At 61.5% G+C, this 14,849-nt stretch carries 14 protein-coding genes; 11 read left to right on the forward strand and 3 right to left on the reverse strand.

Annotation, left to right across the window (positions count from 1 at the left end):
* The first annotated feature begins 35 nt into the window (after positions 1–35).
* Positions 36–911 (forward strand): SMP-30/gluconolactonase/LRE family protein, encoded by an 876-nt coding sequence (locus C7U61_RS02765; protein WP_106996588.1) that lies wholly within the window; start codon positions 36–38, stop codon positions 909–911.
* Positions 912–960: 49 nt separating this feature from the next.
* Here the strand turns inward: C7U61_RS02765 and secD are convergent, their stop codons facing one another.
* The 3 genes from secD to C7U61_RS02780 all read right to left on the reverse strand — a co-directional run bounded on the left by secD (position 961) and on the right by C7U61_RS02780 (position 5,680).
* Positions 961–3,513 carry a protein translocase subunit SecD gene (gene secD, locus C7U61_RS02770; protein ID WP_106996589.1) on the reverse strand — a complete coding sequence of 851 codons (2,553 nt, stop codon included), beginning with the start codon at positions 3,511–3,513 and terminating at the stop codon, positions 961–963.
* Between the two features lie 89 nt (positions 3,514–3,602).
* The gene (locus C7U61_RS02775; RefSeq protein ID WP_106996590.1) at positions 3,603–4,022 is read right to left on the reverse strand and encodes a hypothetical protein; all 420 of its coding nucleotides are present in this window, start codon (positions 4,020–4,022) and stop codon (positions 3,603–3,605) included.
* A gap of 137 nt (positions 4,023–4,159) precedes the next feature.
* Positions 4,160–5,680 (reverse strand): glycosyltransferase family 39 protein, encoded by a 1,521-nt coding sequence (locus C7U61_RS02780; protein WP_106996591.1) that lies wholly within the window; start codon positions 5,678–5,680, stop codon positions 4,160–4,162.
* Between the two features lie 712 nt (positions 5,681–6,392).
* Here C7U61_RS02780 and C7U61_RS02785 point away from each other — a divergent pair.
* The 10 genes from C7U61_RS02785 to C7U61_RS02830 all read left to right on the forward strand — a co-directional run bounded on the left by C7U61_RS02785 (position 6,393) and on the right by C7U61_RS02830 (position 14,847).
* Positions 6,393–8,039: a globin-coupled sensor protein gene (locus C7U61_RS02785; protein WP_106996592.1), complete on the forward strand. Its 1,647-nt coding sequence runs from the start codon at positions 6,393–6,395 to the stop codon at positions 8,037–8,039.
* A 61-nt stretch (positions 8,040–8,100) separates the two neighbouring features.
* On the forward strand, positions 8,101–8,397 hold the full coding sequence (locus C7U61_RS02790; protein ID WP_069611290.1) for an STAS domain-containing protein: 297 nt from the start codon (positions 8,101–8,103) through the stop codon (positions 8,395–8,397).
* Positions 8,394–8,759, forward strand: a complete 366-nt coding sequence (gene cheY1 / locus C7U61_RS02795; protein ID WP_004128526.1) for a chemotaxis response regulator CheY1 — start codon at positions 8,394–8,396, stop codon at positions 8,757–8,759. The genes C7U61_RS02790 and cheY1 overlap by 4 nt, the downstream gene beginning before the upstream one ends.
* A gap of 16 nt (positions 8,760–8,775) precedes the next feature.
* On the forward strand, positions 8,776–11,061 hold the full coding sequence (locus C7U61_RS02800) for a chemotaxis protein CheA (RefSeq protein ID WP_106996593.1): 2,286 nt from the start codon (positions 8,776–8,778) through the stop codon (positions 11,059–11,061).
* Positions 11,062–11,064: 3 nt separating this feature from the next.
* On the forward strand, positions 11,065–11,532 hold the full coding sequence (locus C7U61_RS02805; RefSeq protein WP_106996918.1) for a chemotaxis protein CheW: 468 nt from the start codon (positions 11,065–11,067) through the stop codon (positions 11,530–11,532).
* Positions 11,529–12,437, forward strand: coding sequence for a protein-glutamate O-methyltransferase (locus tag C7U61_RS02810; protein ID WP_106996594.1), 909 nt, complete (start codon positions 11,529–11,531; stop codon positions 12,435–12,437). Before C7U61_RS02805 ends, C7U61_RS02810 begins: the two co-directional genes overlap by 4 nt.
* Positions 12,434–13,477 (forward strand): protein-glutamate O-methylesterase CheB, encoded by a 1,044-nt coding sequence (gene cheB, locus C7U61_RS02815; protein WP_106996595.1) that lies wholly within the window; start codon positions 12,434–12,436, stop codon positions 13,475–13,477. The genes C7U61_RS02810 and cheB overlap by 4 nt, the downstream gene beginning before the upstream one ends.
* Positions 13,477–13,866 (forward strand): response regulator, encoded by a 390-nt coding sequence (locus C7U61_RS02820; protein ID WP_007695708.1) that lies wholly within the window; start codon positions 13,477–13,479, stop codon positions 13,864–13,866. Before cheB ends, C7U61_RS02820 begins: the two co-directional genes overlap by 1 nt.
* Entirely contained in the window at positions 13,863–14,417 is a 555-nt protein-coding gene (cheD, locus tag C7U61_RS02825) for a chemoreceptor glutamine deamidase CheD (protein ID WP_106996596.1), read from the forward strand. The genes C7U61_RS02820 and cheD overlap by 4 nt, the downstream gene beginning before the upstream one ends.
* Before the next feature lie 16 nt (positions 14,418–14,433).
* Positions 14,434–14,847 carry a hypothetical protein gene (locus C7U61_RS02830; protein WP_106996597.1) on the forward strand — a complete coding sequence of 138 codons (414 nt, stop codon included), beginning with the start codon at positions 14,434–14,436 and terminating at the stop codon, positions 14,845–14,847.
* Positions 14,848–14,849 lie beyond the last annotated feature (2 nt).

Here is a 14,849-nt window from a genome sequence, read left to right on the forward strand (position 1 = left end):
GGGCTTGGTAGTGCGTGGAATGAAGGTTTCAAAACATGAACGAAACGATTGCCACCGGGCTCTATCTGCCTAGCGGCCTCGTGGCTTTGCCGGACGGCCGCCTGGCGGTCGTGGAAATGGATGCCAGTCGCCGCTGTCTGAAACTTTTCGACGCAGGCGGCGTACCGCAGGAATTATGCCGGATCGGCGGCCGGCCGATGGGGATCGCCGTCGATGGTGACGGATGTTTCTGGGTAGCCAACGGCCCGGAAAATTCCCTTGTCAGATTGTCGGCGCAAGGGCGCGTCCTGCAAGTCATCGAGGGTAGCGCGGATGGTCCGTTTCTTCATCCGAACGCACTCGCTTTCGGACCGGACGGGCTGCTTTACATGACCGATTCCGGCATCCGTCTGGCCAATCTTCTCGAAGGCGGCCACATCCATCCAGATTTCTTCAAGGCAGCTTATAACGGCTGCGTCTATCAGATCGATCCGGCAGAGGGCCGGGTCATCCGGGTCCTGGCGGCCGGCTTGCTCTTTGCGAGCGGCATTGCTTTCGATGCCGAGGGATTGCTCTACTATAGCGAAACGCTGACCGGAAAAATCTATCGGCAGGTCGTGGGCGGCAGACAGGAAATGTTTCTCCAGTCGATGACATCCCCTGCCGTCAATGCGCTGCGCGGGCCGGCGGGCCTCGCCTTCGATCGCAGCGGCATGCTGTATTGCGCCATGTACGGCCTGGGGGAAATCTCCCTGGTAGACGCCGAGGGAAAAATGGCCGGCCATATCCGCACCGGCGGCACAAGGCCAGCCAATATCGCCTTTACCGTTGACGGCAAGCACCTGCTCGTCAGCGAGCAGGAAAACGGTGTCGTGGAAAAGATTACGGCCCCGCGCCCGGGCCTGCCCTTGCATATGCCGCCGATTTCGTAAGGCAGCTGGCGGACATGCCCGGAAGCCGGGCATGTCCTCTTTTCATTCGTTACGCGGCAGGAATCTGCTTGTCTTTACCGGACTTGCCATCCGGCGATGCCGTATCATTGGCGACCGGCTTGGCATGGCGGCGACGCCAGTCGCCGAGGAACAGCAGGATCGGCGCCGCAATAAAGACCGACGAAGCGCCAGCGACGAGGATGCCGAACACCATCGGGATCGCGAAGCTGGAGACGGCGCTGCCGCCCCAGATCGCCATCGGCACCAGCGCCAGGAAGGCGGTGGCGTTGGTATAGAGGCTTCGCGCCAGGGTCTCGTTGATCGACTTGTCGATGATATCGCGCAGCGGCATCGACTTGTAGAGCCGCATGTTTTCACGCATGCGGTCATAGACCACGACCTTGTCATTCACCGAATATCCCACGAGCGTCAGGATCGCGGCGATGGCCGTCAGGTTGAAATCGAGGCCGGTGATCGCGAAGAAGCCGATCGCCTTGGTGACGTCGAGCACCAGCGTGACGATGGCGCCGACCGCGAACGGCCATTCGAAGCGATACCAGATGTAGAACAGCATCGCCAGGCTGGCGATTACGACCGACAGGATGCCGGCCCAGGCAAGCTCGCCCGAGACCTTCGGACCGATGACATCGGTGCCTTCGATGGTTGCGCTCGGGTCGATTTTGACGATTTCCGCCTTGAGCTTGGTCACTGCCGCTGTCTGCGCTTCCTCGCCGCCGTCCTGACGCTGGGCGCGGACAAGAAGGCTGTTGTTGTCGCCGAAGGATTGCAGTGCGATTTCGCCGAGGCCGAGCGTGTTCAGGCCCGCGCGGAACGTCGCCAGATCGGCCGCCTCCTTGGTCTTGACCGACATCTGGATGCCGCCGCGGAAATCGACGCCATAGTTGAGGCCCGGATGGATGAACAGCACTACCGAGGCGATCGACAGGATCGCCGAGACGGTGACGCCGAAGAAGCGGGCCTTCATGAACTGGATGTGCTTGTCATAGGGGCTGAAGGGGATCAGCGGCCTGATGTTGATCACCTTCAGCTTGCGGCGACGGGTGATGGCGATCATCACGACGCGCACGAAGGCGACGGAGGTGAACATCGAGATGATGAGGCCGAGACCCATGGTCACGGCAAAGCCGCGAACCGGGCCGGAGCCGAAGTAGAACAGGATGGCGGCCGCGATCAACGCCGTCATGTTGCCGTCGATGATCGTCGAGTATGCCTTCTTGAAGCCATTATCGATGGCGGCGAAGGCGCCTCGGCCCTTGCGGGTTTCTTCGCGGATGCGCTCGTTGATGAGGACGTTGGCATCGACCGCAAGGCCGATACCAAGGACGATACCGGCGATGCCGGGAAGCGTCAGCGTAGCGCCGACAAGCGTCAGGGCCGAGAAGGTCAGGACCGTGTGGATGAGCAGCGCGACATTGGCGAGGATACCCCACGCGCCGTAGAGCACGAAGATGAAGGCGGCAACGAGGACGAAGCCGAGCAGGCCGCTGTAGATACCTTTCTGGATCGCGTCGCTGCCGAGGTCGGCGCCGACGGTGCGCTCTTCGATGACCGTCAGCTTGGCCGGCAGGGCGCCGGCGCGCAGCAGAGCTGCAAGCGTGGTGGCGCTCTCCGCGGTGAAGTTGCCGGAGATCTGGCCCGAACCGCCGGTGATCGGCTCGCGGATATTCGGCGCGCTCAGCACCTTGTTGTCGAGGACGATCGCGAACGGCTTGCCGACATTTTCGCGGGTGATTTCGGCAAAGCGGTTGGCGCCGGCGCTGTCGAAGCGGAAGGTGACGAGCGGCTCGTGCGTGTTCGGATCGAAGCTGACGCGGGCGTCCGTCAGACGGTCGCCGGACAGTTCGATGCGGTCGAGAACCGGATAGCTGTGGCCCTGCTCGTCCTTCATGATGGTGACGCCGGGAGGCGGATTGTTCGGATCGGCATTGTCGGCCAGCAGGTGGAAGGACATCTTCGCGGTCGAACCGAGAAGTTCGCGCAGATGCGACGGATCCTGCGCGCCCGGAAGCTGGACGAGAACGCGGTTGGGGCCGACGCGCTGAATGGTCGGCTCGGCAACGCCCACCTGGTCGACGCGCTTGCGGATGACCTCGAGGCTCTGCTGGACGGCGGAATCGACGTTGGCGGAAATGCCGGCCTGCGAGAAGGACATCGCGATCGTCGCGCCATTCGGCGTGATGTTGAGATCGGACTGACCAGCCGAGAGGCCCGACGTGATCGTATTGGCAAGCGTGCGCAACTGCGTGACCGCGTCACCACTTTGCGAGGGATCGGTGAGCGTCACGACGATCTGATCGCCGCTGCGCACGATCGAGCGGGTCTGGATGTTCTTGTCGCGCAGCACGCGGCGGGCGTCCTGCTGCAGCGATTGCAGCCGGCCGTTCGTCAGGTCCTTCTCGTCGACTTCTAGGACGAGATAGGAACCGCCGCGAAGGTCGAGGCCGAGCGAAACCTGGCTATGCGGCAGCCAGGAAGGGATCTTGCTGAGAACCGACGGCGGCAGCGCGTTCGGCAGCGCGATCAGAAAGCCGATGACGATGATCACTGTATAAAGTGCCACGAGCCATGGTGATGTACGCATGGGTATTATCCTTGAAAATAGGCTTATGCCGACGGCCTGGCCGCGGACTTGAGGTCTTGTCGGAAATGCGGCGCATGCGCGCCAAACGCTTAGAGGAGCGTACCTGGAGGCGCGCGAGCGAGATAGGCGCGAAACGCCAGCGATTCCAGCCGCGCGGCATGGTTCGGGCGGCTCACCTGCCACGAGGTTGCCGGATATCCGAGGGTGGGGAGGGCGCTAAGCGTTGCAGGCCCCATGTCGTGCCACGTCGCCTTCGGCGCCACCAGCCGGTCGGCAACGACGATACCGCGTATTGGATCGCGCAGGGACAGATAGAGCGGCTGGCTGTCCTTGCCCGAGGAGAGGGCTTCGGCATCGGCGCGCGTGGCAAGATTGATGCCGCCGCCGAGCGCCAGTCCGATATAGGCGAAAAATGCGACGAACAGCGAAGCGATCACGCGCGCTCCGGCGCGGTGCGTCCTCTCGTCTCTATCTTCGCTGTCGGCGGCGCCGAATTCGAGCGGGCTCAACGGTCCAAAATGCCTTCATTCCTTTGCTGGAGCGAACTCCGGCGGTTTGGTCATGATATCAGGACGCCTGGCGTCTTCCTAGTAACGACTGTCATGATGCAGTTGCACGAGCCGGTCAACACTCTCGCCCCGATTTCTTAGTTTTCCGTCGCACCCGTGGCTGACGCTTTGGGCGCCAGGCAGGATGCCGCAACGCGATAGGCATAGAGCGTCTTGCCCTTCATCTCGCCATAGGGCGGCGACCAGCTCTTCAGGAGCTCGGCCTGGCCTTCCGGGCAATCGATCGGATCGTTGTCGACGAACAATACCGGACCGGTCACGCTGGCCGGCAGGGCAAAATCCTGCTCATAATAATTGTGGGGGAAGCCGCCGAAATGGCGGGCATAGATACGGAACGGCTTGCCCTTCAGCGTATAGTAGAGATCGGCAAGGATATCGCGATCCTGCGCAACGATTTCAGTCATCTTCGCCTGCGTGGCGATATCGGCGATTTCCTCACTGATGACGCTGCGGCCGACATAGCGCTTCATGACGAGATTGCCGTTCGGCAGCTTGATGTCGTAGGCAAAGACAGTCAACACGGGGATCACGACGGCGACGACGGCGCCGATGATCAGCGAGGTGCTCAGCCCCTTTTTCGTCAGCCGGTAGAGCAGCCAGACGGCGAGAATGGTGCCGGCGGCATAGGCCGAGACGGCCCAGTTGGCATAGGCCTTGGCGAGAAGGGCCTGCAGCGTGATCAGCGCCACGACCGGCATCGATAACCAGAACAGCAGCTTTTCCCGGTCGTCGCTCTGTCCGCGGATCAGTCGCCACGTGGCCCACAAGAGCGTATAGAAGACGACCGGGCCGACTACGCCGAACTGGGCGCCGAAGAAGCTGAGCCCGTTGAGTACGTGCTTCAGCAGGGTATTACCGCCGCCGCTCTTGCTCCATTGGGCGATGTTTTCAGTGTGCTTTATGGTCGCCGCATCATGGGTAAGATTCCACCAGAGATTTGGGGAAACGACGATGGCGCCGACGATGGCGGCAATCGCCACATCCCCCCAGGCGATACGCGCCGAACGCGTCGTCAGCATGGCAATGGCGACGCCTGGAAGCAGGAAGAGCACCGAATATTTCGTCAGGAAAGCGCAACCGAGGCTGGCGCCGAGGATGACGGCTTCCAGCACCGAGGAGCGTCTGGTCAAGCCGATAAAGGCCCAGATGGCAATCGTCACGAACAGGATCTGGATCGTATCGGTCGATACCAGCACGGCCGAAAGCGAGGCCGCCGGCAGCGTGATGAAGATGACGCCGACCCAGGGCGCAATCTCGCGTCCGGTCCCGTCGTCGATCAGCCGCCGCGTGGTGCACATCAGCATCAGGGCGGTGGCGAGATGGAAGAGCGGCGCCGATAAGCGAATCCAGAAGGTCGAATCCGACCCGGAGATCGCATTGAAGAAACGGATGACCCAGGCAATCATCGGCGGCTTGGAATAATAGCCGAAATCCAGGTTTTGGCCCCAGAACCAATATTGCGCCTCATCGACGAAAAGGTCCGTTCTGTTGAAGAGCAGCATGAGCACACGCCACAGCGTCACTCCGAAGATGATCGCGAGGGCGAGTCCCAGGGAGAGTTTCTGGGCGTTTGTTCTGGAATGGGTCGTATCGAGCATTAAGGATGGGTCTCGGTGCCTGGTCGTGAGGCTTAATACGGAACTATTGAGACCAAAGCTAGCTCCCTGCCATCTGGAAGACAGCAGCGGCCGCCGTCCGGCCGCGAAGTGCCCGATGTCCGATTTTGGACCTGAGACGTCCGTTACAGTTTTAGAGAATGCGAGGGGCGGCTTTGCCGCGCGCCTCTTCGAGACGATACAGAAGCATGAAGGCCGTAAGCGTCAGACCGGCCATCAGCGAGGCTGTGAAACCAAGAACAATCATTGCTCTCTCCGTAACGACATCGAAACTGTCTGTCCTCGGTAGTAAGGGATGAAGCTTGCTCGTGACTTGCGATCGATGTTCTTCCCCGGCGGCAAACTACATCGGGAAAGTAATTGCTAATTTAGTGTAGATAACTACGAGGCGGGCTCCTTCCGTCATTAACCTTCGGGCAAGGAATTAACCATAAATATTGAGCTTGAACGTCGGAATGGGAAAATTGTGACTCGTTTTCACCAGGCATGAAGCCGCCCCGTCGTACCGGGTTCGATCCGGTATCCATGTCATCAAACAGGTCCGCAACAGACTTTGATGAACGAGCGAGCTTCGGTGCCTCGATCAGTCGATCGACGGCGGCGGCTGCCTTTCCTCGCCTCTTCATTGCGCCTGACGCGGATCATCAGCGGTTTCGCCGGCGCTTGAATGCGCGGCAGTTCGGCAGGGACGACTTTGGCGCAGGATACGCCGTCAGATCAGGTAAGCAGGGCGCAGGCTGGCAGCCTTCGCGATCGCTTGCGCTTTGCTGGTCTCGATGCCGCGCAATGCGACACGCTTCGCCGTAACCGGCCGATGCTCGAGGCGCATCTGAAAGCCGGCCTTCGCGATCTTTTCCTCCGTTTCCAAACCTATCCGGACGCCGCGCGCAATTTTGCGAGCGAAAGCCAGCTCCAACGGCTCCAGGATCTGCAGTCTTCCCACTGGGATATCCTGACGGATGCGCGCTTCGACAGCCTCTATGCAGAGCGCGTCAAGGTTCTTTCCGACAGCGAAAGCAAGATGGGGCTCGATCCGCGCTGGCACGTTGCGGGCCATGGCGTGGTGCTCGAGCATCTTCTTGCCGGTCTTCTCGAAGACATGGGCGGCCGCGCCATTCTGCCGGGAGCCAAGCGCCGCGCCCGTGAACTGAGCGAGCTCGTGACATCGGTCGTGCGTCTGGTGATGGTCGATGTCGAGATTGCCGTATCGCTGCGGTTCAACGAATTGCGGGTCGGTCACCAGCGGGCGCTCGCCGAACAGCGGACTGCCGATCGTGCCGAGGCGGCGGCCTTAATTGCCGATCTCGCCAGCGGCCTTGCCGCTCACGACCTGACGACTCGGATTCCGAGCGATTGTCCCGAGGCTTACAGCGAAGTCGCGGAGGCCTTGAATGCGGCGCTGGATGACATTCAGCGGCAGTTTTCGGCACTTTCCGGTGGTGTGCAGGCGGCCGAAGCGACGAGCGACGCCATTTTCCGCGCCTCGAAATCCCTGGCGGAAAAATCCTCCGCACAGTCGCGAGGACTTGCGGCCTCTGCAAAGCAGCTTGCGGAACTTGCCGAACAGGTGCGCGGCAATGCGGCCGATACGCGATCGGCCGAGCGTGTCACGGCATCGACCCGCGTGGCGGCCGAAGACAGCGGCAGGATCGTCGGCCAGGCGATCTCCGCCATGGCCGACATCGAGACCTCGGCCGAAAAGATCGGCCAGATCATCGGCGTCATAGATGAGATCGCCTTCCAGACCAATCTTCTTGCGCTGAATGCCGGCATCGAGGCCGCCCGCGCCGGCGACAGCGGCCGCGGCTTTGCCGTCGTCGCGCAGGAAGTCCGGGCGCTCGCCCAGCGCTCCGCCGATGCGGCACGCGAGATCAAGGTTCTGGTGACGGGAACCAAGGCGCAGGTGGACGCCGGCGTCCAGATGGTCGGACGCACCCAGGATGCGATCGGCAGTATTGTCCGTCAGGTGACGGATATCAACGAAGCCATTTCCCAAATTGCGGCAGCGGGCGACGAACAGGTCGCCGGCCTCAAGGCGCTGACGTCGGATATCGGCGACCACAGCGAGCGTGCGGCCGCTGCCGGCAGCGAGGCCAGCCGCTCCGAGGAGGGCGCCGATCACCTGCATACCGTCGTCGTGGAGCTCGGCCGGACCATCCGCGAGTTCCGCATCGAGCGCGAGCGGCGGCATGCGGCCCCTGCCCTGGCGCCCGGACCCGTGCAACAGCGGCAGCTTCCAACCCGCACGGAATTCACCATGACGCGCGACGAAGACGAGATGGCGGATTTCGGTTTCCCGTTTCGCAGGGCCGCAGCGGGAGGCGATCGCAATGCCTATTGATTTTCAGTTTCACGCACATGCGGGCCGATGGGCCTGATTTCAGACAACGAGGAATGACGCGATGCCGAGCAGGAAAGGCGAAAAGACAATCAGTCTGGCCGCGGTGCTGGACCTCAACGAGGCCTCTGCCCTTCGCGGTACGCTGATGGGATTGCGCGGCAGCAATGTCGCGATCGATGCGTCCGGTGTCGAAAGGATCGGGACCTTGTGCGTGCAGGTTATCATGGCCGCCGCCAAGACCTGGGATGAGGACAAGCTCTCCTTCACCTTCTCCAAGGTGTCGGATGCATTTCAAAAAACAATGCAGGTGATCGGGGTGGATATCTCCCATCTGCTTGCCAAGGAGATCCGGCAATGAAGAAAAAAGTTCTGACCGTGGATGATTCACGGACCATTCGAAACATGCTTCTCGTCACCCTCAACAATGCGGGTTTCGAGACCATTCAGGCCGAAGACGGAGTAGAAGGCCTGGAAATTCTGGAAGAAGCCAATCCCGATGTGATCGTCACCGACATCAACATGCCGCGTCTTGACGGCTTCGGCTTCATCGAGGGCGTCCGCCGCAATGACAGATACCGGGCCGTTCCGATCCTCGTGCTGACGACCGAGAGCGATGCGGAAAAGAAGAACCGTGCCCGCCAGGCCGGTGCAACCGGCTGGATCGTCAAGCCGTTCGATCCCGCCAAGCTGATCGATGCCATCGAGCGCGTAACCGCCTAGACAGGATCCATCCCTCATGGACATGAACGAAATCAAAGAGATTTTCTTCCAGGAATGCGAAGAGCAGCTCGCCGAACTGGAATCCGGTCTCCTGAAACTGAATGATGGCGACCGTGATCCGGAAACCGTCAATGCCGTCTTCCGCGCCGTTCATTCCATCAAGGGTGGGGCGGGTGCCTTCGGTCTCGACGATCTGGTCGCATTCGCTCATGTTTTCGAGACGACGCTCGATTGCGTTCGATCCAACAAGCTGGAGCCGACCCAGGATGTCCTGAAGGTCATGCTCAAGGCCGCCGACGTGCTGGCGGATCTCACCAATGCCGCCCGTGATGGCGGCAGTGTCGATCCGGCGCGCAGCCGCGGTCTGGTCAAGGAATTGGAAGCGCTGGCTAACGGCGACGTTCCCGCGCCGTCAGCAGCGGTGGTTGCCGAAGTTGCACCGAAGTCCGCCGCGGCCGCGCCTGCGCCGACCGATGAAAGCGGCTTCCAGCCGATCCCCTTCAGCTTCGACGATGATTTCGGCAGCGACGAGCCGGCCGTCGATGCCAAGCCGGAATATGAAGTCAACTTCAGGCCGCGGTCCGATCTCTACGCTAAGGGCAACGATGCGACGCTGCTGCTGCGTGATCTTGCGCGGCTGGGTGAGATGAACATCTTCTGCGACATGGATGCCTTGCCGGGACTTCCGGACATCGATCCCGAAGGCGCCTATTTCAAGTGGGCGATCTCGATCAAGACGGACAAGGGCGAAGATGCCATCCGTACCGTCTTTGAATTTGCCGAATGGGATTGCGATCTCGATGTCCAGCCGGCCGCGAGCGGCGGGTCTTCGGCCAGTGAAGAATTGCCGATGGTACCGGTCCCCTTCGATCTTTCGGTCCTTGACGATGACGGCGCCGCCTTGGCTGCCGAAAGCGGAAAGGAAATACCGGCGCCGAGGAGCGATGTCGCTGCCGCCGTTGCGGCTGCGGAAACCGCAAGCAATGTCACGCAGCTCGCCGCGGCGGCCGCACGCGTCGAGAAGAAGGAGGCCGCCCTTGCTGCCGCAGCAGCTTCCAACGCCGCGGCCGCGCAGAACAATGCCGCTGCAGCCGCCGGCCAGACCATCCGTGTCGATCTCGATCGCGTCGATCGCCTTATCAATCTCGTGGGCGAGCTCGTCATCAACCAGGCGATGCTCTCCCAGAGCGTCATCGAGAATGACAATAACGGCGTCTCTTCGATCAATATGGGTCTCGAGGAGCTGCAGCAGCTTACCCGCGAGATCCAGGACAGCGTAATGGCGATCCGCGCGCAACCGGTGAAACCGGTTTTCCAGCGCATGTCGCGCATCGTCCGCGAAATCGCCGATATGACGGGCAAGTCTATCCGCCTGATCACCGAGGGTGAGAACACCGAGGTGGACAAGACCGTCATCGACAAGCTTGCCGAACCGCTGACGCATATGATCCGCAACGCGGTCGATCACGGCATCGAAACGCCGGAAAAGCGCTCGGCGCTCGGCAAGAACCCGGAAGGCACCGTCCGCCTGACGGCAAAGCATCGTTCCGGCCGCATCCTGATCGAGCTTGCCGACGACGGCGCAGGCATCAATCGCGAGAAGGTGCGCCAGAAGGCGATCGACAACGATCTGATCCCGGCCGATGCCAATCTGTCCGATGAGGAAGTCGATAACCTGATCTTCCTGCCAGGCTTCTCGACCGCCGACAAGATTTCGGACATTTCCGGCCGCGGCGTCGGTATGGACGTCGTCAAGCGCTCGATCCAGGCCCTCGGCGGTCGCATCAACATCAGTTCCAGGCCGGGGCAGGGCTCGGTCTTCACCATGAGCCTGCCGCTGACGCTCGCCGTTCTCGACGGCATGGTGGTGACGGTCGCGGGCCAGACGTTGGTCGTACCGCTGACTGCGATCGTCGAGACCCTGCAGCCCGAAGCTTCCGCCATCCACTCCTTCGGCGCCAACCATCGCCTGATCTCGATCCGCAACAGCTTCTGCCCGCTGGTCGATGTCGGCCGCATCCTGAACTTCCGTGCCACGCAAGCCAATCCCGTCGAAGGCGTTGCGCTGCTGGTGGAATCGGAAGGTGGCGGTCAGCGCGCCCTCATGGTCGATGCCATCCAGGGCCAGCGCCAGGTCGTCATCAAGAGCCTCGAGGCCAATTACACGCATGTCCCGGGCATTGCGGCTGCGACCATCCTCGGCGATGGCCGCGTGGCGCTGATCCTGGATGTCGATGCGGTGGTCGGCGCTTCGCGGGGCCAGTCGCTGAAGCCTGAAATATCATACGCAGCAGTGGGGTGAATGATGTCCTATGCCGTCAAGAACCTGAACCAGGGTAACCGTGAACTGATCGCCTTTCGCATCGGCGATCAGGAATTCTGCGTCGACATCATGTCGGTCCGCGAAATTCGCGGTTGGACGCCGGCAACGGCCATGCCGCATGCGCCGGGCTATATGCTCGGGGTCATCAACCTGCGCGGTGCGGTGCTGCCGATCGTTGATCTCTCGGCCCGGCTCGGCATGAAGCGGGCGGAACCGACGGCACGGCATGTGATCATTGTGGCCCAGGTCAAGCGCAAGGTGGTCGGCCTGCTGGTCGATGCGGTTTCGGATATCCTGACCATTACCGACGACAGTATACAGCCGACGCCGGAGGTTTCCTCCGATCACGAGCGGCAGTTTGCGCGCGGCATCGTGGCGATCGATCGCCGCATGATCTGCCTGATCGAACTGGAAGCATTGTTCCCTGAAAGTGAAAGCGAGGCTGCATGAGCGTGATGGGAGCAATGGATTTCAAGGCGTCTCCGGATGAGGTGCTGGCGAGCGGCGAATACCCGCTGACGCGGCGCGACCTCTCGGAAATCGCCGCCATGATCTATGCGGATGCGGGCATTTCTCTCAATGAGAGCAAGGCGTCGCTTGTCTATTCCAGGCTGTCGAAGCATATTCGCGCGCTCGGCCTGTCCGGCTTTCGCGACTACTGTCTGCTGGTGTCCTCGCCGGCGGGAAGTGCGGCGCGTCGCGAGATGCTGTCGCATCTGACGACGAACTTCACGCGCTTCTTCCGGGAAAATCATCATTTCGATCATCTGCGCGACGAGGTTCTGCCGGACCTGTTGGCGCGCGCCAAGGCGGGGGGCCGGGTGCGCATCTGGTCGGCCGCCTGTTCCGATGGCCAGGAGCCCTATTCGATCGCGCTGACCGTGCTCGCCTTGATGCCGAACGTCGCCGATTTCGACTTCAAGATCCTGGCGACGGATATCGATCCCAAGATTCTCGGGCTTGCCCGCGCTGGCGCCTATGACGAATCTTCGCTCGAAACGGTTTCTCCCACTATGCGCAAGCAGTGGTTCCAGGAGGTCAGCATCCAGGGCCGCCGCAAATTCCAGATCGACGACCGCGTCAAGCGGCTGATCACCTTCAACGAGCTGAACCTGCTCGGGCAATGGCCCTTCAAGGGCATGTTCGACGTCATCTTCTGCCGCAATGTCGTCATCTACTTCGACGAACCCACTCAGACGAAGATCTGGACGCGCTTTGCCGGCCAGCTGCAGGATGCCGGCCATCTCTATATCGGCCACTCCGAACGCGTCGCCGGCGAGGCCAAGCACGTCTTCGACAATATCGGCATCACCACCTATCGCTATCTTGGCAAGAATGGAGGGAGGAAGCCATGAACGCTCCCGCTCGTGTTCTTGTCGTCGATGACTCGCCGACCATGCGGGGTCTCATCACCGCCGTCCTGCGCGCGGATCCGGAGGTCGACGTCATCGGCCAGGCTGGCGATGCGCTGGAAGCGCGGGCCGCCATCAAGGCGCTCAACCCCGATGTCGTCACCCTCGATATCGAGATGCCGAACATGAACGGACTCGATTTCCTGGAAAAGATCATGACGCTCAGGCCGATGCCGGTCATCATGGTTTCCACCATGACCCATCGGGGCGCCGATGCAACGCTTGCAGCTCTCGAAATCGGCGCGTTCGACTGTGTCGGAAAACCATCGCCGGGCGAGCTGCATCCCTTCGGCGATCTGGCGGACAAGGTGAAGGCGGCTGCCCGCTCGCAGCGTCAATATGCCAAGCCCGCCGCCCAGCGCGTGCCGCCGACGGCCGTCGCCGACTTCCGCGTGGGGCGCAAGATCGTCGCCATCGGCTCTTCGACCGGCGGCGTCGAAGCTCTGATCAACGTCCTGCAGAAGTTTCCTGCCAATTGTCCGCCGACCGTGATCACGCAGCATATGCCGCCGACTTTTACGCGCAGCTTCGCCGAACGGCTGAACCGCCTTTGCGCGCCGATCGTCCAGGAAGCGACCGATGGCGCGCGGCTGGAAATCGGCAAGATTTATCTGGCGCCCGGCGGCGAAAGGCACCTTACGGTCGGCAATGCCGCAGCACCCCATTGCCGTCTGGTAGACGGCGGGCCAGTGAATGGCCATCGCCCTTCCGTCGACGTGCTCTTTAATTCGGTCGCCGAACTGGCCGGCCGCAATGCCGTCGGCGTGATCCTGACCGGTATGGGGCGCGACGGTGCCGCCGGTCTCCTCAAGATGCGCCACGCCGGCGCGCGCACCATCGGCCAGAACGAGAAAACCTGTGTGGTCTACGGCATGCCGAGGGTCGCCCATGAGCTTGGCGCCGTCGAACAGCAATTTCCGCTGAACGCCATTGGCGAGGAAATTTTGAAAATCACAGCCGCCCGAAAGGAAGGGAGCGAATAATGTCTCTAGCGGAGAAAATCAAAGTTCTGATCGTTGACGATCAGGTCACTAGCCGCCTCTTGTTGAGCGACGCGCTGACGCAGCTCGGATTCAAGCAGATCACGGCTGCCGGCGACGGCGAGCAGGGGATGAAGATCATGCAGCAGCAGCCGCATCATCTCGTCATCTCCGATTTCAACATGCCGAAGATGGATGGCCTCGGCCTCCTGCAGGCGGTGCGGACCAACCCGGCCACCAAGAAGGCGGCCTTCATCATCCTGACGGCGCAGGGAGACCGCGCGTTGGTCCAGAAGGCGGCGCAGCTCGGGGCCAACAACGTGCTCGCCAAGCCCTTCACCATCGAGAAGATGAAAGCAGCCATCGAGGCTGTATTCGGAGCATTGAAATGATCCTCGAGGGTGCGGCCCGCCGCGTGCATATCATTCAGGGCGAGTACAAGGTCGTCGACGATCCCGAAGTGGTGTTGACGACCATCCTCGGCTCCTGCGTGGCGGCCTGCCTGCGCGATCCCATCGCCGGCGTCGGCGGCATGAACCATTTCCTCCTTCCGGGAATGGCGAATTCGCCGATGAGCGGCAGCGATGCGACACGTTACGGCGTGCACCTGATGGAACTTCTCATCAACGGTCTTTTGAAGAAGGGGGCAAGGCGAGATCGGCTGGAGGCGAAAGTCTTCGGCGGCGCCAAGACGATCGCGACCTTCTCCAATGTCGGCGAGCAGAATGCAGTTTTCGCCATGCAGTTTCTGAAAGACGAAGGCATACCGGTCGTCAGTTCCAGCACGGGCGGCGAGCATGGACGCAAGATCGAATATTGGCCCATCTCCGGAAGAGCCAGGCAACACCCGCTGACCGGCGCCGAGACGCAGAAGACCGTAGCGCTGGAGCAGCGCCCGGTCGTTGCTCCCAAGCCGGTCGACAACACGATCGAATTTTTCTGATCAGCGAGGCAAGCGCATGACCCCCCTTCAGCATGTTGAAACGGCTGCCACCGAGGAGACGCTTCCGGCTGTCCTTCTGCGCATCGTTTCCGAATTGCATGACATCGCTTATCTGATCGAACGCGTCGAACCCCAGCTGCTTGACATCAGCGATGCCAATATACTGGCCTCGCCCGAGACAATGAAGGTCGTCCAGGGCATCGATCTTGCCGTGCAGAAGACGCGCGGCATTGCCGAGTTCATCGATACCATTGCCGGGACGATGCCCGAGGGCTGGACGGTGGATCTTGCAACTGCCCTGAGCCTGGTCAAGCTCACGGAGATGCAAAGGGCGCTTGGCGGTGGCAGTTTTCACGCGCATTCCCAACCCTTGGCCCAACCGATGACCCAACCTATGGCAAAGGCTGCCGGCGATTTCGACTTCTTCTAACA

This window comes from Rhizobium sp. JAB6, assembly GCF_003024605.1.
In the GTDB taxonomy this organism is placed as follows: domain Bacteria; phylum Pseudomonadota; class Alphaproteobacteria; order Rhizobiales; family Rhizobiaceae; genus Rhizobium.